General features: G+C 70.1%; 19 protein-coding genes, 1 tRNA gene and 1 pseudogene. 10 read left to right on the forward strand and 11 right to left on the reverse strand.

What is annotated here, in order from left to right; translation table 11 throughout:
- Window position 1 precedes the first annotated feature (1 nt).
- Entirely contained in the window at window positions 2–1162 is a 1161-nt protein-coding gene (locus ADK36_RS06985; RefSeq protein ID WP_048580001.1) for a Gfo/Idh/MocA family protein, read from the reverse strand.
- Window positions 1163–1285: 123 nt separating this feature from the next.
- On the opposite strand from ADK36_RS06985, the gene ADK36_RS06990 reads away from it, so the two are divergent.
- Window positions 1286–2305, forward strand: coding sequence for a LacI family DNA-binding transcriptional regulator (locus tag ADK36_RS06990; protein ID WP_048580123.1), 1020 nt, complete (start codon window positions 1286–1288; stop codon window positions 2303–2305).
- Here ADK36_RS06990 and ADK36_RS06995 read toward each other — a convergent pair.
- Window positions 2295–2639 carry a cupin domain-containing protein gene (locus ADK36_RS06995; protein WP_048580002.1) on the reverse strand — a complete coding sequence of 115 codons (345 nt, stop codon included), beginning with the start codon at window positions 2637–2639 and terminating at the stop codon, window positions 2295–2297. The genes ADK36_RS06990 and ADK36_RS06995 overlap by 11 nt on opposite strands.
- A gap of 164 nt (window positions 2640–2803) precedes the next feature.
- Between ADK36_RS06995 and ADK36_RS07000 the strand changes: the two genes are divergently transcribed.
- The 5 genes from ADK36_RS07000 (at window position 2804) to ADK36_RS07020 (ending at window position 7035) form a co-directional block, all read left to right on the forward strand.
- Entirely contained in the window at window positions 2804–3454 is a 651-nt protein-coding gene (locus ADK36_RS07000; RefSeq protein ID WP_053196756.1) for a GntR family transcriptional regulator, read from the forward strand.
- A 68-nt stretch (window positions 3455–3522) separates the two neighbouring features.
- Window positions 3523–4275 (forward strand): PIG-L deacetylase family protein, encoded by a 753-nt coding sequence (locus ADK36_RS07005; RefSeq protein ID WP_048580004.1) that lies wholly within the window; start codon window positions 3523–3525, stop codon window positions 4273–4275.
- Window positions 4272–4982, forward strand: a complete 711-nt coding sequence (locus ADK36_RS07010) for a 4-carboxy-4-hydroxy-2-oxoadipate aldolase/oxaloacetate decarboxylase (protein ID WP_048580005.1) — start codon at window positions 4272–4274, stop codon at window positions 4980–4982. The genes ADK36_RS07005 and ADK36_RS07010 overlap by 4 nt, the downstream gene beginning before the upstream one ends.
- A complete protein-coding gene (locus ADK36_RS07015) occupies window positions 4979–6088 on the forward strand; it encodes a 4-oxalomesaconate tautomerase (protein WP_053196759.1) in 1110 nt (369 codons plus the stop codon). Before ADK36_RS07010 ends, ADK36_RS07015 begins: the two co-directional genes overlap by 4 nt.
- Entirely contained in the window at window positions 6085–7035 is a 951-nt protein-coding gene (locus tag ADK36_RS07020) for a VOC family protein (RefSeq protein WP_048580007.1), read from the forward strand. The genes ADK36_RS07015 and ADK36_RS07020 overlap by 4 nt, the downstream gene beginning before the upstream one ends.
- A 674-nt stretch (window positions 7036–7709) precedes the next feature.
- Here ADK36_RS07020 and ADK36_RS07025 read toward each other — a convergent pair.
- The 3 genes from ADK36_RS07025 to ADK36_RS07035 form a co-directional block, all read right to left on the reverse strand.
- A complete protein-coding gene (locus ADK36_RS07025) occupies window positions 7710–8171 on the reverse strand; it encodes a hypothetical protein (RefSeq protein ID WP_048580008.1) in 462 nt (153 codons plus the stop codon).
- 99 nt (window positions 8172–8270) lie between these two features.
- Window positions 8271–9188 carry a hypothetical protein gene (locus ADK36_RS07030; RefSeq protein ID WP_048580124.1) on the reverse strand — a complete coding sequence of 306 codons (918 nt, stop codon included), beginning with the start codon at window positions 9186–9188 and terminating at the stop codon, window positions 8271–8273.
- 647 nt (window positions 9189–9835) lie between these two features.
- Window positions 9836–10264, reverse strand: a complete 429-nt coding sequence (locus ADK36_RS07035) for a VOC family protein (RefSeq protein ID WP_234329697.1) — start codon at window positions 10262–10264, stop codon at window positions 9836–9838.
- Window positions 10265–10513: 249 nt separating this feature from the next.
- On the opposite strand from ADK36_RS07035, the gene ADK36_RS07040 reads away from it, so the two are divergent.
- On the forward strand, window positions 10514–10813 hold the full coding sequence (locus ADK36_RS07040; RefSeq protein ID WP_048580010.1) for a hypothetical protein: 300 nt from the start codon (window positions 10514–10516) through the stop codon (window positions 10811–10813).
- 64 nt (window positions 10814–10877) lie between these two features.
- On the opposite strand, the gene ADK36_RS07045 is transcribed toward ADK36_RS07040, so the two are convergent.
- A complete protein-coding gene (locus ADK36_RS07045) occupies window positions 10878–11813 on the reverse strand; it encodes an alpha/beta hydrolase (RefSeq protein WP_048580011.1) in 936 nt (311 codons plus the stop codon).
- A 145-nt stretch (window positions 11814–11958) separates the two neighbouring features.
- Here ADK36_RS07045 and ADK36_RS07050 point away from each other — a divergent pair.
- Window positions 11959–12032, forward strand: a tRNA-Pro gene (locus ADK36_RS07050).
- Between the two features lie 486 nt (window positions 12033–12518).
- On the opposite strand, the gene ADK36_RS51400 is transcribed toward ADK36_RS07050, so the two are convergent.
- Window positions 12519–12752, reverse strand: a complete 234-nt coding sequence (locus tag ADK36_RS51400; RefSeq protein WP_107083630.1) for a DUF2997 domain-containing protein — start codon at window positions 12750–12752, stop codon at window positions 12519–12521.
- A gap of 146 nt (window positions 12753–12898) precedes the next feature.
- Here ADK36_RS51400 and ADK36_RS07055 point away from each other — a divergent pair, with 146 nt between their 5' ends.
- Window positions 12899–13687 (forward strand): FHA domain-containing protein, encoded by a 789-nt coding sequence (locus tag ADK36_RS07055; RefSeq protein WP_048580013.1) that lies wholly within the window; start codon window positions 12899–12901, stop codon window positions 13685–13687.
- A gap of 27 nt (window positions 13688–13714) precedes the next feature.
- Here the strand turns inward: ADK36_RS07055 and ADK36_RS07060 are convergent, their stop codons facing one another.
- The gene (locus ADK36_RS07060; protein WP_048580014.1) at window positions 13715–15658 is read right to left on the reverse strand and encodes a serine/threonine-protein kinase; all 1944 of its coding nucleotides are present in this window, start codon (window positions 15656–15658) and stop codon (window positions 13715–13717) included.
- Window positions 15659–15900: 242 nt separating this feature from the next.
- On the opposite strand from ADK36_RS07060, the gene ADK36_RS07065 reads away from it, so the two are divergent.
- Window positions 15901–16692, forward strand: a complete 792-nt coding sequence (locus tag ADK36_RS07065) for a polysaccharide lyase family 7 protein (protein WP_053196761.1) — start codon at window positions 15901–15903, stop codon at window positions 16690–16692.
- Here the strand turns inward: ADK36_RS07065 and ADK36_RS07070 are convergent.
- From ADK36_RS07070 to ADK36_RS07080, 3 genes and pseudogenes are all read right to left on the reverse strand, one after another.
- Window positions 16682–17609, reverse strand: a pseudogene (locus ADK36_RS07070) (ABC transporter permease). The gene ADK36_RS07065 and the pseudogene ADK36_RS07070 sit on opposite strands and share 11 nt — an antisense overlap.
- Entirely contained in the window at window positions 17596–18393 is a 798-nt protein-coding gene (locus tag ADK36_RS07075; RefSeq protein WP_048580015.1) for an ABC transporter ATP-binding protein, read from the reverse strand. Before ADK36_RS07075 ends, ADK36_RS07070 begins: the two are co-directional and overlap by 14 nt.
- Before the next feature lie 40 nt (window positions 18394–18433).
- Window positions 18434–18995, reverse strand: a 562-nt coding sequence (locus ADK36_RS07080; protein WP_159391088.1) for an ABC transporter substrate-binding protein, incomplete at its 5' end; no start/stop codon positions are given.

The following is an 18995-nucleotide window of genomic DNA, read 5'->3' on the forward strand; positions in this document are numbered from 1 at the left end:
GTCACCCTCCCTCGACCACGTCCGCCCACGCGCCGCTCTCCGCCGAGCGCACCATCGCGTCCAGTACGGCGGCGCTGCGCACGGCGTCGTCGAGGGTGGCCCCGCGCGGGGTGCCCTCGGCGACCGAGCGCAGGAAGCGGTACGCCTCGACGACCTTGAGGTCGTCGTAGCCCATGGCGTTCGCGGCGCCCGGCTGGAAGGCACCGAACTCGCCGTCGCGCGGGCCGACGTACACGGTGCTGACCGGCTGGTCCTGGTAGGCGGTGCCGCGGCTGATGCCGAGCTCGCCCATGCGGCGGAAGTCCCAGAACACCGCGCCCTCGGTGCCGTGCACCTCGAAGCCGTAGTTGTTCTGTTCGCCGACCGAGACCCGGCAGGCCTCCAGGACGCCGCGGGCGCCGGAGGCGAAGCGCAGCAGGCAGTTGACGTAGTCCTCGTTCTCGACCGGGCCGAGCTCCCCGGTGGCGAGGGTGTGCCCGGCGGTGGCGCCGGTCGGACGAGCCCGCTCGGGTAGGAAGATCGCGGTGTCGGCGGTCAGCGAAGTGATGTCGCCGAGCAGGAAGCGGGCCAGGTCGGCGCCGTGCGAGGCGAGATCGCCGAGGACTCCGCTGCCGCCGCGCTCGCGCTCGTAACGCCAGGTCAGGGCGCCCTGGGGGTGGGCGGCGTAGTCGCTGAAGAGACGGATGCGGACGTGCGTGACGGTGCCGATCTCGCCGGCGGCGATCAGGTCGCGGGCGGTCTCGACGGCGGGCGCGTTGCGGTAGTTGAAGCCGACCGCGCTCCGCACACCGGCCTTCGCCGCCGCGTCCGCCACCGCGCGGGCGTCCCCGGCGGTCAGGCCCACCGGCTTTTCGATCCAGATGTGCTTGCCGGCCTCGGCCATCGCGATGCCGATCTCGCGGTGCAGGAAGTTCGGCGCGGTGATGCTGACGGCCTGGACCCGCGGGTCGGCGGCCACCTCGCGCCAGTCGCGGGTCGTCGAGGCGAACCCGAACCGCGCGGCGGCCTCCTCGGCCCGGCCTGGCACGTCCTCGGCGACGATCACCAGCTCCGGACGCAGGGGCAGCGCCGGGTAGTGGTGCGGGACACGGGCGTACGCCTGGGTGTGCACCCGCCCCATCCAGCCGAATCCGACGACGGCGACGCCCAGCGTGTCCACCATTGCAGCCCCTCTTTGGACCGGTCCATTTCCTGTCCAGCTCACCTTGGGTGCGGCTCGGCACTGGTGTCAACCCCTCCCTCGCCCTTTGACAAGGCGTGGCACCGCATGGAACGGTCCATGTCCATGAGAGCGCCGACGATCCGTGATGTGGCCGACCGGGCCGGCGTCTCCAAGTCACTGGTCTCGCTGGTGCTGCGCGGCTCGGACCAGGTGCGCCCGGAGAAGCGGGAGGCCGTCCTGCGGGCCGTACGCGAACTCGGCTACCGCCCGAACGCCGCCGCGCGCAGCCTCAGCGAGCAGCGCACCCGCACGGTCGGCGTCCTCCTGAACGACCTGCGCAACCCCTGGTTCGTCGACATGCTCGACGGCCTGAACTCGCTCCTGCACGACAACGGCCTGCGCATGCTCCTGGCCGACGCCCGCCTCAACCGCCGTACCGGACAGGACCCGGCCGGACCCTTCCTGGACCTCGGGGTCGACGGCCTGATCGTGGTCGGCACCCTGCCCGACCCCGCCGCGCTCGGCGCGGTCGCCGAGCGCCTCCCGGTGGTGGTGGCGGGTGCGCGCGAGCCGCTGCTGCCGGGCGTGGACGTCGTCGCCAACGACGACGAGCGGGGCGCGCGTCTGGTCACTGAGCACCTCATCGGCCTCGGGCACCGGCGCATCGCGCACATCGCCGGCTACGGCGCGGTCGGTGAGCTGCGCCGGCGGAGCTTCGAGGCGACGATGCGGGAGCACGGCCTCGCGGACGAGGCGGTCGTCGAGGCGAGCGACATGACCGAGGAGGGCGGCTACCGCACGACGGTCCGGCTGCTGAGCCGCACGGACCGGCCGACAGCCGTCTTCGCCGTGAACGACATCGCCGCCATCGGCGCGCTGTCGGCGGCCGAGGAGACGGGGCTGCGGGTGCCGCGCGATCTCTCCGTCGTCGGCTACGACAACACCAGCATCGCCCGCCTGCGCCACGTGTGGCTCACCACCGTCGACAACGCCAGCCACGAGGTCGGCCGCCGCGCGGCCCGCTGCCTGCTCGACCGGTTCGAGGGCGCCGGGGGAGCGGGCGAAGTCCGCCTCGCGGTACCGACGTTGGAGATCCGGGGCTCGACGGCGCCCCCACGCGTGGGCCGACCGCTCACAGGTTGATCGCGTACGCCTTGCGCAGCGTCTCGTGCACCGTCCACGTCGTACGGTCGCCCTCGCGCAGTACGGCCATGTCGCCGGGTCCCACCCTCAGCGTCGGCCCGCCCTCGACCTCGATGGTGGCCGAGCCGCTGATCACGACGAACAACTCGTCGGCCTCGGTGTCGGTGACCACGCCGGGCGTGATCTGCCAGATCCCGCGCACCTGACGCCCGTCCTGCGACTCCCAGACCACCTTTCCGGTCACCTCGGGCGTCCCGGAGACGATCTGCTCGGGGGCGAGGGGCTCGGGTTCGAGCTCGGCGTCGGGGATGTGCAGTACGAAGCTGTGCGTCATGCGGCGACCCTAGCCGGGCCGAGCGCGTGACCGACCTGGACAGAGTGTGGGGTGTCGGCGGGAGCGGGCGGACACTCCGTCGCGGCCGAACAGACGGCGCACAAAATTGTTGACAATCATGTCTGGCTAGATTTACGTTCGACAGGCGCACTCAGGGAGGGCACATGCCGAAGGAAGCCCGTCCGAGCACCGGAGAGCAGGCCAAACAGCACGCGCTCGCGCAGCTGCGGCAGGCGATCCTGCACGGCGAGATGGCACCGGCGCAGCGGCTGGTGGAGAACGAGCTCGCCGAGCAGTTCGGTGTGACACGGGCCAGCATCCGCGCGGCGTTGATCGATCTGGAGGCTCAGGGACTGGTCGAGCGGATCCGCAACCGCGGCTCGCGGGTGCGGGTGGTGACCGTGGAGGAAGCGGTCGCCATCACCGAGTGCCGCATGGTCCTGGAGGGGCTCTGCGCGGCGAAGACCGCCGTCGCCGCCAGCGACGAGCAGCTGACCCGACTGGCGGACCTGGGCGCGGCGATGACCAAGGCCGTGGCCGACGGCGAGCCGATGACGTACTCGGAGCTGAACCAGGAACTGCACGCCAGGATCCGGGAGTTCTCCGGCCAGCGCACGGCCGTGGAGCTGCTGGAGCGACTCAACGCACAACTGGTGCGCCACCGCTTCCAGTTGGCGCTCAGACCCGGTCGTCCGCAGCACTCCCTGAACGAGCACCTGGCCATGATCGAGGCGATCCGGGCCAGGGACCCGCAGGCGGCCGAGACGGCCGTCCGCGCCCACCTCACCAGCGTGATCGAGGCGCTGCGCGACTGAGTCGGACGAGTCGCCGCGCGGCTGAGGCGCACGGGGGCGGGCGCACATCCGTCACCCAAGGAGCTGTCATGCCGCATCCAGATGCGCCTGCCACCCTGCCACGCTCCACCCTTGTCATCACCGCGCACGCCGGTGACTTCGTGTGGCGGGCGGGCGGAGCGATCGCCCTGGCCGCCTCCCGGGGCGAGAAGGTCACCATCGCGTGCCTGACCTACGGCGAGCGCGGCGAGTCCGCCAAAGCCTGGCGCGAGGGCAGGAAGCTCGACGAGATCAAGGCGATACGCCGCGACGAGGCCGAGCGCGCCGCCGCCACCCTCGGCGCCGAGGTCCGCTTCTTCGACGCCGGCGACTACCCGCTCGTCGCCACCGCCGAGCTGGCCGACCAACTCGTCACCGTCTACCGCGACACCCAGCCCGACGTCGTGCTCACCCACCCGGCAGAGGACCCCTACAACGGCGACCACCCGGCCGCCAACCGTATGGCCCTGGAGGCCCGGATCCTCGCCCAGGCCATCGGCTACCCGGGCCACGGCGAGATCATCGGCGCCCCGCCGGTCTTCTACTTCGAGCCGCACCAGCCCGAGATGAGCGGCTTCAGGCCCGAGGTCCTGCTCGACATCACCGAGGTGTGGGAGACCAAGCGCAAGGCCATGGAGTGCCTCGCCGCCCAGCAGCACCTGTGGGACTACTACACCGACCTCGCCGTCCGCCGCGGCGTCCAGCTCAAGCGCAACGCCGGACCCAACCTGGGCCTGGCCCACAAGACCATGGCCGAGGCGTACATGCGCCCCTACCCGCAGATCGCGAAGGAACTGGCATGAGCGGCGTCATCGTCACCAACCCGCCGAAGGCGGAGCTGAAGGACGTCGACGCACTGGCCGGCTTCGGCGTGGCGACGGTGAGCGAGGCGATGGGGCGAACCGGCTTGCTGGGCCCGGGAATCCGCCCCGTCCAGCAGGGCGTACGTGTCGCCGGTACCGCCGTGACGGTGCTGAGCTGGCCCGGCGACAACCTCATGATCCACGCCGCCGTCGAACAGTGCGGCGAGGGCGACATCCTCGTCGTCACCACCACCTCGCCGTGTACGGACGGCCTGTTCGGCGAGCTGTTCGCGACCGCCCTCCAGCAGCGCGGCGTCCGCGGCGTCGTCATCAACACCGGCATCCGTGACACCCAGGAGCTGCGCGACACGGGCTTCGCCGCCTGGTCCCGGGCGGTGAGCGCGCAGGGCACGGTCAAGGCCACCGGCGGCTCGGTGAACGTGCCGGTCGCCATCGACGGCCAGGTCATCCGCCCCGGCGACGTGATCCTCGCCGACGACGACGGCGTGGTGGTCGTCCCGCGCGAACGGGCCCGCGAGACGGTCGAGAAGGCCGAGGCCCGCGAGGCCAGGGAAGCCGCCACCCGCGCCGCCTTCATCGACGGCCAACTCGGCCTGGACCGCTACGGGTTGCGGGAGAAGCTCGTCCAGCTCGGCGTGACGTACCAGTCCTACGACGAGTACGTCCGCGAGGAGGCGCAGCGGTGACCGGGCCCGTGGAGATCCGCTGCATGCTGATGCGCGGCGGCACATCCAAGGGCGCCTACTTCCTGGCCGCGGACCTGCCCGTCGACCTCGCCGCTCGCAACGAGCTGCTGCTGCGCGTCATGGGCAGCCCGGACGAGCAGCAGATCGACGGCCTGGGCGGCGCCCACCCGCTCACCAGCAAGGTGGCCGTGGTGTCCCCCTCGGCCGATCCACGGGCCGACGTCGACTATCTGTTCCTCCAAGTCGCCGTCGGCCAGCCGAAAGTGAGTGCCCGTCAGAACTGCGGGAACATCCTCGCCGGCGTCGGTCCGTTCGCCGTGGAGCGCGGGCTGGTCGTGGCGGGGGAGCGGGAGACCTCCGTACGGATCCGGATGGTCAACTCCGGCGATTTCGCCACGGCGACCTTCCCGACCCCGCGCGGACACGTCGACTACACCGGCGACGCCGAGATCTCGGGCGTGCCCGGCACGGCGGCCCCCGTGGTGATCGAGTTCGCGCCCGGCGCCCGGAAGCTGCTGCCCACCGGCAACGTCCGCGACCTCATCGACGGCACCCCGGTGACCTGCGTGGACAACGGCATCCCGACCGTCCTCGTCCAGGCCGCCGCACTCAAGGTCACCGGCTACGAGACGCCCGAGGGCCTGGAGGAGGATCTCGCGCTCGCCGCCCGAATCCGTGAACTCCGGCTGGCAGCAGGCACGTTGATGGGACTCGGCAACGTCTCGAACGCCACCGTCCCCAAGGTCACCCTCCTCGCTTCGCCCCGCCACGGCGGCGCGATCACCACCCGCACCTTCATCCCGGCCCGCTGCCATACCTCGATCGGCGTGCTCGGAGCCGCCGGCGTCGCCGCCGGGCTGCGCGTCGAAGGCGGTGTCGGCGCCGACCTCGCGGAGCTGCCCGCCGACGGCGACCGCGTCCGCATCGAACACCCCACGGGATTCCTGGACATCGAGAGCAGCCTCGGCACCGACTCCGCAGGGCGTCCCACCGCCCGCCGCACCGCCGTCGTCCGCACGGCCCGCAAGATCTTCGACGGCACCGTCTTCCCCCGGTCCACCGAGCCGGCCCCACTCTCCGCAGCCACCCCCGGAGGCCCCCGATGACCCCGCCGCTCGGCGACATCGCCCACATCGGCCACGCCCAGCTCTTCACCCCGGACCTGGACGCCAGCGTCGCCTTCTTCACCGACTGTCTGGGCCTCACGGTCAACGGCCAGGACGGCGACACGGTCTATCTGCGGACCTTCGACGACTACGAGCACCACAGCCTGGTGCTGACTGCCCGCGAGCAGCCGGGCCTCGGCCGGCTCGCCCTGCGCACCTCCAGTGAGGAGGCACTGCACCGCCGTATCAAGGCAGTTGAGGCGGCCGACGGCTCGGGCAAGTGGGTCGAGGACGAGCCCGGCATCGGCAAGCTCTACCTCACCACCGACCCCGACGGGCACGACCACGCCCTGTACTGGGAGAGCGAGTACTACCAGGCGCCGCAGGGGCTGAAACCCGCGCTGAAGAACCAGCCGCAGGCCAAGCCCAACCGCGGTGTAGGCGTACGACGGCTCGACCACATCAACTTCCTCGCCGCCGACGTGCTCGCCAACGCCGAGTTCCAGGAACAGGTGCTCGGCGCCCGGCCCACCGAGCAGATCCGGCTCAACTCCGGCAAGATCGCCGCCCGTTGGCTGACCTTCACCGACAAGTCGTACGACGTCGTCTACACCTCGGACTGGACCGGCTCCGCCGGTCGGCTGCACCACATCGCCTTCGCGACCGACACCCGCGAGGACATCCTGCGCGCCGCCGACCTCGCCGTCGACAACGGCGTGTTCATCGAGACGGGCCCGCACAAGCACGCCATCCAGCAGACGTTCTTCCTGTACGTCTACGAGCCCGGCGGCAACCGCATCGAGCTGTGCAATCCGCTCACCCGGCTGGTACTCGCCCCGGACTGGCCGTTGGTCACCTGGACCGAGGCCGAGCGGGCCAAGGGGCAGGCGTGGGGCCTGAAGACGATCGAGTCCTTCCACACGCACGGGACGCCGCCGGTCGCCTGAGACGGCGGGCAACCTGGTCTTCATCGGGATCGCCACTGTGCGCGGCCCGGAGCGGACGGCCGGGAGCGGCAGGGAGCATGAGTTCTCCAGCCGGGTGTGGTCGAAGGTAAGACACGCGGACACAGTCGACCCGGCCGTGGCTGGGTTCACCGGCACGGCCCGGCACCCGAAGTCGCTCGCTGTACGGCTCCGCGACGGACGCGTGGCGCTGTCCCAGCGGCTGACCACGGCGCTCTCCTCCACCATCGGCCACGCCTACTGCCCCAGGCCGGTCGCGCGTTCACGAAGGCCGACGACTCCTACACGCCGCCGTCGGCGATGCCGTGGTGGAGGTCGTAGCAGGCACGACCCGGCACGCGGTCGTCACCGTGGTCAGACTTCGCCCCCGGTAGCGACAATGGAAACCTTTAGCGGTTGGAGAGGGGCACTTGGCAGGACTCGGCGTGTGGCAACGGCACAGGACACATCGCGGCTGCACCTCATCTCCCAGGTCTTGCTCAAGCAGTTCACGAAGCCCGGACGGCGAGGCGCCGGCGAGCAGCTGCCTTCCGGCCCGGCTGCGCCGTGGCTCGGCGTAGCACCTGCTATCTCAAGACGACGCTTACCCAGCCGCATAAAGGGCTGTGCCCCGCCGAATAGGGCGGGGCACCCGGACTACGGACCTAGTGGCGGCGTCAGGAGTCCAGGAAATGGTCCTTGCACGTCTCCTCCCACACCCACCGGTGGGAACTGATCTCGTCGTTCACGTCGTAGCCGCTTGAGAACTTAAATCCGACGAGGGTGGTCATGAACTCCTCGGACCTCTTAAGGCAGGTGTAGCCGCCACCCCAGTCCTGCCCCGTTCCGTTGAACACCTGGACGGCCATCCCGGACGTTCCCTTGTTCAGGATGGATGTTGCCGTGTTGGTGTCACCACCCTGGAAAGGACCCGAGCTGTTACCCCAGTCCGAGTCCCAGCTGGCAGTGGAGCCGATGCTGGGGTAGCAGTCGTAGCCGCTGAAAGCGTAGAAGTAACCAGCGGCGGCGTTGTCAAATACGCCCCGACAGTGGGACTGCGCCTGGGCGCTGCTCGCCGGGACGATTACGCCGAGGCCCGCGATGCCGAGAGTGGCGACTGCGGCCAGAATTTTACGCATAAGGTTTTCTCCTCGTATGTAGGGTGGCGTGCGTACGTCCCGCGACTGAAGCGCCACGGAAGTCCGGAACGGCCGGTTTCTGAACTTGGCGGATTGCGGTCAGCCCGTTGCTCTGGTGATGTCCTTGGCTCGGGGCAGTGCGGCGAGCGTCATGCGCTGGTACGTGGCAACAGCCTTGAGGTACTTCTGGGGCTGTTTGTTTCGGTACTCGTCCTCAAGGGCGTGGGCGGTGCGGGACAGAGCGGTCTCGGTCGCGCAGGTGGCTTCAGCGACCGCCATATCGACCTCGGTGGCGTATGCCTCTTTCTTGGTCATGTCAGCCGTGAGGTCCGGGAGCTTCTCGCGGATCTCCTGTGGGGTGGCGTAGTCGTGGCCCGCCTTGCCCATGCAGACCGACCAGCTCTCGACTGCGTTGACGAAGCGCTGGTCATTGAGAAGGTCCGGCACGTAGCGGGCCGGCAGGCCGATGGCGATCTTCTCGGCCCGGAACCAAGCCCCAAAGTCCCCGTACAACTGGTCCTTAGCATCGGCCTGACAACCGTGGCGGGGCGTCTGTATGGCGCCGCCCCCGGGCAGCTCGGCCTTCAACATCGCGCTCGACTCGCCGCCTTCCAAGACCTTGCTGTAGCGGACGCGCTCCTCCTGCGGGAGTGAATTGGCGTATGCGTTATTGGGGTCGTTGCGCTGGACGTCCTGGAGTCTCTCCTTGAACCGACTGCCGTAGCCATGCTTCCTCGCCCAGCTAACGTCGGTCAGGACGTAGCCCCCGCCCTTGAGCTCATCGACTGTCGGCAGAGGGCCGATCCAGTACTTAAAGCCCGCTCCCTCCATACATGCCTTGACCAGCGTCTGCTGAGCACGCCGAAGCAAGATTTGCTCGGTATCGGTCGGCTCACGAAGTTGGCTGCGCGAGCCGGCACTCCCGGCGCTCTGGGTCTGCTGTGACGTGCAACCTACGGCGACTACGCCAACGACCGTCACACCAGCGCAAGCAGAAACGAAGGCTTGTCTCATCATGGCGCCCCCCATCCCAGGCGTCACCGCACGCCGCCACTCACGGCGCCGGACACGGTGGTGTGCTCTGGCCTCGCCATGCTGGCAGGGGCAGGGAGCCAGAAGTACCTATAAAGTTTCAGGGGCCTGACAGACAACCGTTGCGCATTGGAACGGCCCATCACTGCGCCCGCCCTCATCGCTGTGCACCTTGACGGATTCCCGCACCCCAGAACCTCGGCGATGTGCGTTACGTGCTCGATCTGGCTCCGCGCCTTCTCCAGGTTCGGATACGGGTGTCAGCTGGGTCGGCTATAGGGGCACATCAGGCTCCTCACCTCGAGGGCTCCTGCTCGGGGTGGTAGTCGCCGAGGTGTTGGCGGATGCCGGTCTCGATCCGCTCGTGCAGCTGAACGCCCCGCTTCTCCACCTGCTCGTTGAGCGCCCGTCCTGGCGAAGAGGTCGCGAGGTCAGAGTAGGGACGGAGGTCAAAGAACAAGCTCAGGCGGTCTGCCGCTCGTTCCCGGTCTGCGGGGCAACCGCCGGCGCCTCGGTGCGGCTCGCACGTTCCTTCCCGCGCCCTGCGCGGGGGCCGTCCGCCTGCCCGGCGAAAGCTCGTCTGCGTGAGCAGGGTCGGGACACCGTTCGAAGCTGCGTCGCGTGACGAGGGCTCAGCTTCTGGGCGTCTCGTCGATGGCGGGCATCGGCTTTCCGCCCGGATGCCACCCGTTGAGGAAGCTGGCCTGCCTGGCGACGTCAACGAGTTCGATCCGGGCACCGATGCTGTCCATCTGGTGATAGGCGAACGGCCGGCCGTAGGGACAGCCGGAGAAGTCCACGGGCATGCCCGCTTCTTCCAAACGCTGGGAACCGTGCCGTACATCGCTGGTCCAGAAGCCGATGTGATCGAACCTGGCTCCCCTGGACGCGTCCCAGGGACTGCCCGGCGGCCCTTCAATGAGTTCGATGAAGGCCGGCCCGCCCGCAGTGAAGACGATGCGGTAGTCCCACTCACCGAGCCGGTCGGACACAGGATCACTCCACTCGACCCCGGCCGCACGCTGAAAGTCCTGCATCGCCTGCTCGATGTCCGGGACCACGAAGCACACATGGTAGTAGGCAGTCATTCACCCATGATCGAGCACTTCACCCCAGAGGCTCAGAGGTTAAAAGGCAAGCTGATGGTGAATGGCGTCCGTCATATGTACGGACGAACCATATGTACAGATGAACCGAACTGGGTTATACGACGGTCTCGCGTATTGTTGCGTCATATGCCCGTAGTGATGCAGGGCGGCTCTCGTGACGTCGGGGGCAGGTGAGTTGACAGTTGATGGGGGATCAGAGACGTGACGGCATTTCTCGCACTGGTGGCAGTCGTCGCGTTCATGGCCACGGCGGGACTGCCGTGGTGGGTGGTCGTGGCGGTGACGTTGCTGATGGCGGGGTTCGTCGCGGGGACGTCCTGGAGTCCCGGAAAAGCCGCCAGGACCACGTCGACGCCGGCCCCGGCGGCTGAGCCCGCCTGGTCCTCGGCCGACAGGTGTTCGACCGCCCCGTCGGTCTCCGTGAACGTGCCTGTCGCATGCCCGGACGAGTACACCCACACGCGGCGCGGCGAGCCCGCGCCGATGGCGGGGAACAGCTGAGGGATCGGCGAAGGAATGTGCGTGGGCCGGTCGGCGGACGGTCGGCGACCCGGCGTTCAGGCGTTCAGGCGGAGCCTGTCGCTGCCCGCACATGGCGGGCGATCAGGGCGTAGACCTCCCGGGCCTTGTCGTCGTCCTGCCCGTCGTATCCGTGATCGGCCCCGCCCACCTCATGGTGCTCGACCAGCGCCCCGGCTCCCCGAAGCCGCTCGGCGTACCGCTCGCCCTCGGCCCGCAGCAGGTCGTACTCGGCCGTGACCAGCAGGGCCGGCGCGATGCCCTTCAGATCCGCGGTGTCCGACACATGCGCCGGGGACACGAGCCGGTCCAGGCGCCGCCGCGCGTCCGGGACGTACGCCGTGTCGAAGACGTCCGCCATCCAGGGGCGGAGCACCGGCTTGGGGGTGGCGGCACGCTTGTCCCTGGCGTTGGTCGCCAGGTCGAGCGGCGGGTAGTGCAGCACCTGGAGCGCGATCGACGGCCCGCCCTCCTCAAGCGCCTGCCGTGCCACGGCCGCCGCGAGTCCGCCCCCGGCGCTCTGCCCGCCCACGGTGAGTCGCCCGCCGTCCCAGCCCTCCTCGGCGCCGTGCTCCGCGACCCACCGGACGACGTCGTACGCCTGCCGGGGCGGCGCCGGGAACGGGTGCTGCGGGGCGACGACATAGTCGACGTTGATCACGACCGCCCCCGCCTCGGCGGCCAGGAACCGGCACAGCGGGTCGTCCAGCTCGGTCAGCGTCATGACGTACCCGCCCCCGTGGAAGTTGATGTGCACCGGGGGAGCGGGCTCGTCGTTCGCGGGCAGGTACACGGTGGCCCGGGCCGGGGCGATCGACGTCGGAATCGTCAACTCGCGTACCTTGCGCGGGAGTTCGGGAAACCGGGCGTGCGAGGCGGCAGCGGAGCCCTGGCCGCCGGAACGCCGGTCCGCCATGACGGTCACACGTTGCATCGCTTTGGCGACGAAGACGGCCACCGGGGGCCGGGCCAGGAGGGACATGGGGCTCCCGTTCGGTGGAGTCTGGTTGAGTTAGGCAATTATAGGTGACGACAATTATGAGTCAAGGGGTTGCAACGGTCGGGGCGTGGTGCGCATGCGGTAGGGTTGACCTGCGTGATCACGCGGTTCGCCGCGCGATACGCGCCGGGACGTGGCGCAGCTTGGTAGCGCACTTGACTGGGGGTCAAGGGGTCGCAGGTTCAAATCCTGTCGTCCCGACTGGAGACAGTCGCAGGTCAGGGCCGGTTTCGGAGGCATCCGAAACCGGCCCTTGATCATTCTTGAGGGCCAGTTGGGGACCGGTGTTCATGACCGAGGTCATGGGGTCGGATCCGAGCAAGATCTTGACGGTCCAGGCATGTCGGCGCGGCTCCGCGCCATCGCTACGTTTCCGTCAGTGACGAATTCACCCGTCATGCCCCCAGTGAACGCGACACGGGACATCAACGGGGTTGGGCTGTTGTATTTCGCCTCCTGTTTCGCGATCGCCGAAGGCGGTCTGCTCCGGCTGTGGCACGACCTCGGCCCGGGAAGAAGGGTCCGTCGGACCGGCCTCGCACGCGCGCGACGGTGATCTCCAACTCCGGTACGGCGGCCAGGTCGTCCGCCCGTGGAGCGCGGCCCGGAGTTCGGCCCGGAGTTCGGCCCGGAGTTCGGCGCGGACCGCGGCGACCGCGGCGGGTTGCTCCAACGGCTCGCCACCGGTCAGGGTGAGGCTCTCAAGGTGCGCGGCGCCGCAGACGACGTACCGGACTCCCGGGCCGTTGGCTGCACTTCCCCACAGGCGGTCCTGCTCCTCGGCCGCGTCCCGCCGGTACGCCTCTTCGGTGAGCACCTGGTGCTGTACCGCCCGGCGCAGCGGGTGCCGGCGACCCCTTGGACGTGCGCCTCCACCGTGCCATCGGCCGCGATCACGACCTCGACGCTCTCCTCCGCCATCAGCTCACCCTTCAGCGCGGGGCTCGGGACGGGTCCCGGGCAGGTGGATGCATCATGCGGACACCGCGTACGGACACTGGGCAGCACGCCGTACGCCCGCCCAGAAGCGTTCGAACCGACGAGCCCACGCCCCGAGGAGACCAGCGATGACCCTCTCCGCCAGCCTCGCGCGTGGTGTCGCGCCCACCACGCCCGGGACCCTGCACGCCCGCACGGTCACCGGCGAGCTCAGCGCGCCGCCCCGCCCGGGGCTCACGGTCCGCTTCGGGCGAGGTGAGAAACCGGACGTGGACCTGGGGGTCGGCGTGGACGACCTGCGGGTGAGCCGACGGCACGGGGAGCTGACGTACCGTCAAGGGCTGTGGTGGCTGCGCAACACCGGGCAGCAACTCGTCCGGCTGCCCCGCGGGCGGATGATGCACCTCAGCACCGAGCCGATCCCTCTCACCACCGGTTACACCCCGCTGTTCGTGAAGGGCTCCGGCTACCGCGAGCACCTCGTCGAGCTGTACGTCTCCGGCCACGACGACCAGGGGCCGTTGTCGCGGCGGCGCGCCGAAACCATCCGGCCGGAGACCTGGGCGCTCAACGACGACGAACGGCTGCTGCTGGTCGTCCTGGGCCAGCGGTATCTGCTGTACGAGGAGGACCCGCGCCCCCTGTCGTACGCCACGGCCGCCAAGCAGCTCAGCTACCTCCGCCCGGACGCCCACTGGAACGAGCGCAGGATCGAGCACCGGATCGAGGCCGTACGCCACCGTCTGGACCGCACCGGCTTCCGGTACCCGCTGATGCACGACAAGTCGCAGGGCCGTCCCGGTGACAACAACCTGCTGCACAACCTGATCAAGGGCTTGGTGGAGTCGACGACGCTCGTACCGCCGGACCTCGACCTGATGGAGGACGACGCGGCCTGGCCCGGCTCCGCGCCCTGAGCGCGCAGACCAGGACGCCGTACGTCCTCAGGCGGGCAGTTCGGCGGCGGCGGAGGCCGCCAGCTTCCGGGCCATCCCGCAGAGCTCGTCCGTGGGCCGCTGCCCGCCGACCTCCAGGCGCACCATCTCGGCGGCGGTCTCGGCGTCCTGGCCGCTGTACCTGCGGTACTCGACGAAGGCGGTACAGGTGTCCCCGTCGTCGCCCGGTTCGACGACGGTGCGGTGTCCGCTGAGGCTGAGGGCCGTGCCGTCCTCCGCCGACCTGGGCTGATCGCGGAAGAAGCTCACCTCGGCGTCCAGCTCGTCGACGTCGCTCGACCACTCGCAGCTCCAGTTCGCGATGCCGACCTCCGGCACGTCGACCTTGAGCCCGGGAACGGCGGACAGTGCCTTGGCGTCCAGCAGTTCACAGGCGTTCGCCCAGGCCAGCGACGCACGCGGGTAGGGAGGCGAACGGCGCGGGAGCGGACCCCGGTCGAGGACCTCGGCCGCGCCCCGGGCGGCTTTGTCGGCGACCGTGCACAGGGTCGCGTTGCCGCCGTTCACGGAGCCCTTGCCCATGTTGACGCGGACCCCGACCAGGGTGTCCCCGCTGTCGCCGTCGGCGGTCAGCAGCAGCTTGCACTCGTCGCTCTCCGCCTGCTCCTCGCGGATGCCGATCCGCCCGACGGTGCTGAAGGGCTTCGACCCCTCGGGCGGCGAGCCCCGGCGGAGGCTGACCGACACGTCGATCCGGGTCTTGTCGTCGACGCCGACGAGCACGTCGCAGCGGTCGAAGTTCCCGTAGTCCACGTCCACCCGGATCTCCCCGCCGCCGAACTGCTCGAAGGCGGCGGGGTCGGCCAGCTCGCACACGTCGGCCGTGTGCGGATCACCGATCAGGGCCTGCGGTGCGCCGTCCGAGCCGTCCCCGTCGAGCCGGCTCCGGCTCGGGCCGGGCTGCGGAGCGGCCTTCCCGTCGTCGTCGCCGTGGTCCGGCAGGGCGACGAGCCCCAGGGCCAGTACGGCGCTGATGCCGAGGGCCGCGGCGATCAGCGGCCGGGGCCGCCGCCGGCGCCCGGTGACGGGGCCGGTGGTGGCCGTGTCCGGAGAGGCCGCCGGCGCGGATCCGGCGACCTCCTCCAAGAGGCGTTTGACCTCGGCGGCCTCGGGGCGTTGCCGGGGATCACGGCGCAGCATGGAGGTGAGCACGGGGTACAGCGGGCCCACGGCGGCGGCGTCCAGCTCGACGACGCCCTGCTCGGCCTTCCAGTACCGCAGGCGCTCGGCTTCCTCCCCGTCGTCACCCGTCCCGGCCGGTACGGCGTCCGGGTCCTCCGTGGGGGCGCCACCGCGCGGCGGCGCGCCGGTGACCAGCGCGTAGAGGGTGGCCGCCAGGCAGAACACGTCCGAGGCGGGCCGTGGGACGTTGCCCCGGGCCAGCTCGGGCGCGGCGTAGTCGGGCGTGAAGCTGAACGGGCCGTTGACGGTGATGGTCTCGGTGCCGCCGACCCGGTAGGCGGCACCGAAGTCCAGTAACTTCGCGGTCCCGTGCCGGGTGAGGCCGATGTTGGCGGGCTTGACGTCGCAGTGGACGATGCCCGCCTCGTGCAGGGCGGCCAGCGCGTCGGCGAGCTGGGCACCGATGGCGGCCGCCCGCACGGGGGAGACCGTGGGCTGCCGGTCCAGGCCGCCGCCGGGGACGTACTCCATGACGAACCAGTACGTGTCCCGGCCGTCGCCGTCCTGGGGCACGGTCACGACGTCGAACAGCGTCACGACATGCGGATGGTCGCGGAACTTGGCCAGGGCACGCGGTTCGCCGAGCAGCCGCCGCACCGCGGTGTCGCCCTCGCCCTCCGTCCGCTCGGGTTTGAGTGCGACGTCCTGGCCCACCACCGTGTCGTGGGCCAGCCACACGTCGCCGCCCCGACCCGCGCCGATGACCTCCTTGAGGACATAGCGGTCGGCGAACTCGTCCCCGGAACGCACGGATCTTCCCCCTCGGTCGAATTCCGAACGCATACGACCCAGGGCCGCACACATGTCGAAACCTACTGCGTGCGGCGGACCGTACGCAGTGTCTACCCAGAGCCTTCATCAGTCGCACGCATGCGCAGGTGTCACGCCTGTGCAGATGCCGTGAGACCGCCGGTTCCGGGAGGGGTCCCGCCAACCGCGCGTACGGTACGCGCGGCACCGACCGCACACCTCCGACCGAAGGGCGACCCTCCATGCCAAGCACCCGGACCATCGTGCTGGCCGGCATCACCGCGGCCGTCTCGACCGCCGCGCTCACGTTGTCCGCCCACGCCGACGCGCGGACCCCGCACGAGCGGGCGGCCGCCCGGTGCACGTATCCCTCCGACGTCCTCGACCTGACGAACTGGAAGCTGACGCTGCCCACCGGCGAGGACGAGGATCCCACCGAGATCACCCAGCCCGAGCTGGCGACCTTCTCCGCCGACCCCTGGTTCCGGGTGGAGGCCGGCTGCGAAGCGGTGAGGTTCCGGGCCGCCGTCAACGGCGTGACGACGGGAGGCTCCAGCTACCCGCGCGCCGAACTGCGGGAGATGACCGACGGCGGCGAGGACGAAGCCGCCTGGTCCACCACGGACGGCACCCACACCCTCGTGGTCAGGGAGGCGTTCATGACCCTGCCCGAGGAGAGGCCGTACCTGGTCGGAGCGCAGGTGCACGGCGGGGACGACGACGTCACCGTCTTCCGCCTCGAAGGCAGCAGCCTCTACATCACCGACGGCGACGACCGGCACGCCCACCTCGTCACCGACGACTACGAGCTCGGCACCGAGTTCGAGGCCAAGTTCGTGGCCAGGGACGGGGAGATCGACGCGTACTACAACGGCCGCCTGGAGACCACGATCTCCCACGAAGGCGACACCAACTACTTCAAGGCGGGCGCCTACACGCAGGCCAACTGCGACAACTCCGAGCCGTGCGGCGACGACAACCACGGCGAGGTCCGCATCACCCGCCTCAAGGTCACCCACACGCTCAACGGGTGACCAGCAGGCCGCGACTGCGCAGCACCCTCCGCTCCAGCGGGCTGAAGATCAGCAGGTCGATGGCGATGCCGACGATGAGGATCAGGAAGATGGCCAGGAACACCTGGGACATGCTGCTGTTGGTGCGGCCCTGCTCCAGCAGCTGGCCCAGGCCGATGCCGAGATCGGGCGAGGTGGCGATGATCTCGGCGGCCATCAGGGACCGCCAGGAGAAGGCCCAGCCCTGCTTCAGGCCCGCCAGATAGCCGGGCAGCGCGGATGTGCCGGGCCTCGCGCAGCCCGGTCGCGCCCAGGGTCCGCCCGGCGCGCAGGAACAGCGGGGGGATCTGGTCGATGCCCGCGACGAGGCCGTTGGCGATGGAGGGGACCGCGCCGAGCAGGATCACGGCGTACATCATCGAGTCGTTGAGGCCCAGCCAGAGCACGGCGGGCGGCACCCAGGCGACCGACGGCAGAGACTGCAGACCGGACAGGATGGGACCGATGGCCGCTCGGACGAACTTCACCCGGGCGACCAGCAGACCGAGCGGCGTCCCGATGGCGAGGGCGATCAGGAAGCCCATCAGACCGCGTGAGACGGATGTCCAGATGTAGTCGAGGAGCGTGCCCTGGAGCCAGGACTCGCGCACCTCGCCCCATACCTCGGACGGCGAGGGCAGTTTGTAGTCGGGCGCGACCTCGGCCCACACCAGCAGCTGCCAGACCACCAGCACCAGCGCGATCGCGGTGACCGGCGGCAGCACCTTGCGGACCAGGGTCTCGCGCAGGGACGTCCGGCGGACCTGCACCGAGTCCAGGGCGTCGAGCCCGGCCTCCAGTCCCGCCAGATCGTTCGGGTCCGGTGGCGCCCCGGCCGCCGCGGAGCCGTTCTTCGTGACGTCGACCTCGAGGTCGGTGCCGTGGTCAGTGCTGGCCATGGCGGCGGATCTCCCCACGCAGTTCTTCGGTGATCTCGACGGACAGCTCGGCGACCGCGGTGTCCTCGATGCGGCGCGGCTGCGGGATGCCGACCGTCCACTCCCGGGCGATGCGGCCCGGCCGGGAGGACAGCAGGACGACGCGCTGGGCCAGCCGGACCGCCTCGCGCACGTTGTGCGTCACGAACAGCACCGACAGCCCCGTCTCCCGCCAGATCCGGGTCAGTTCGTCGTGCAGCACGTCCCGGGTGATCGCGTCCAGCGCGGCGAACGGCTCGTCCATCAGCAGCAGCCGGCTGTCCTGGGCCAGGGCGCGGGCGAGCGCGACGCGCTGCCGCATGCCGCCCGACAGCTCGTGCACCCGCTTGCCGTACGCCCCCTGCAGCCGTACGAGTTCGAGCAGCCGTTCCGCCTCCGGCCGGCGCTCGGCCTTGGCGACCCCGCGCAGCTTCAGCGCGAGTTCGATGTTCTTGCCCGCGGTCAGCCACGGGAAGAGCGCGTGCTCCTGGAACATCAGGGCGGGCCGGCCGTCCGTACCGATCGTGCCGGCGGACGGCCGGTCCAGCCCCGCGACCAGGTTGAGCAGGGTGGACTTGCCGCACCCGGAGGCCCCCAGGAGGGTGACGAACTCGCCGGGTGCGACATCGAGGGTGATGTCGTCCAGGACGAGCTGCCGCCCGGCCGGGCCGGCGAAGGACTTCGAGACATGCTCGATCCGGGCGGCATACGGCACCGCCGTGGCGTCCTCGGCGACCTTGTCGGTCGTGGCCGTCGCAGTGGCCATGGTCGTCACCTCCTGGGAACTCGTGGGATGCGGTGGGGTGTTACTTGACGCCGAGACCGGCGTCGTCGACCTCGTCCTTGCCCTCGGCCTTGAGGACCTTGTTGAGCGGCGCGAGGTCGTAGATGCCCTTGAGGTCGGGCTCCTCCAGCAGGCCGGCCTGCACCGCGTGCTTCGCCTCGGTGTCGAGGGTGGCGGCCAGCGGGTCGTCCAGGAAGGTGATCGACTTCCAGGCCGGGTCGATGACCTCGGCGGGCAGGGCCTTGCCGGAGAGCTGCTCCAGGGCCTTGTTCGCGGCGGCCTTGGCCTTGTCCGGGCTGGCGTTGATCCACTCGTTGGTCTTCACCGAACCGCGCAACACGGCCTCGACGACGTCCGGGTGCTTCTTGAGGAAGTCCTGCCGCACGATGATGTTCGTGATCACGAACTTCTTGTCCGGCCACAGGTCCGCCTCGTCCAGCAGCACCTTCCCGCCCTCCGCGACCAGCTTCGACGCGGTCGGCTCCGGCACCCACGCGCCGTCGATCGAGCCGGACTTGTAGGCGTCCGGCGTGATCTTGTTGTCCGTACGGACGACGGAGACGTCACCCTTGCCGCTCTCCGCG

The sequence above is a fragment of the Streptomyces viridochromogenes genome (genome assembly GCF_001270495.1).
Lineage (GTDB): Bacteria > Actinomycetota > Actinomycetes > Streptomycetales > Streptomycetaceae > Streptomyces > Streptomyces viridochromogenes_A.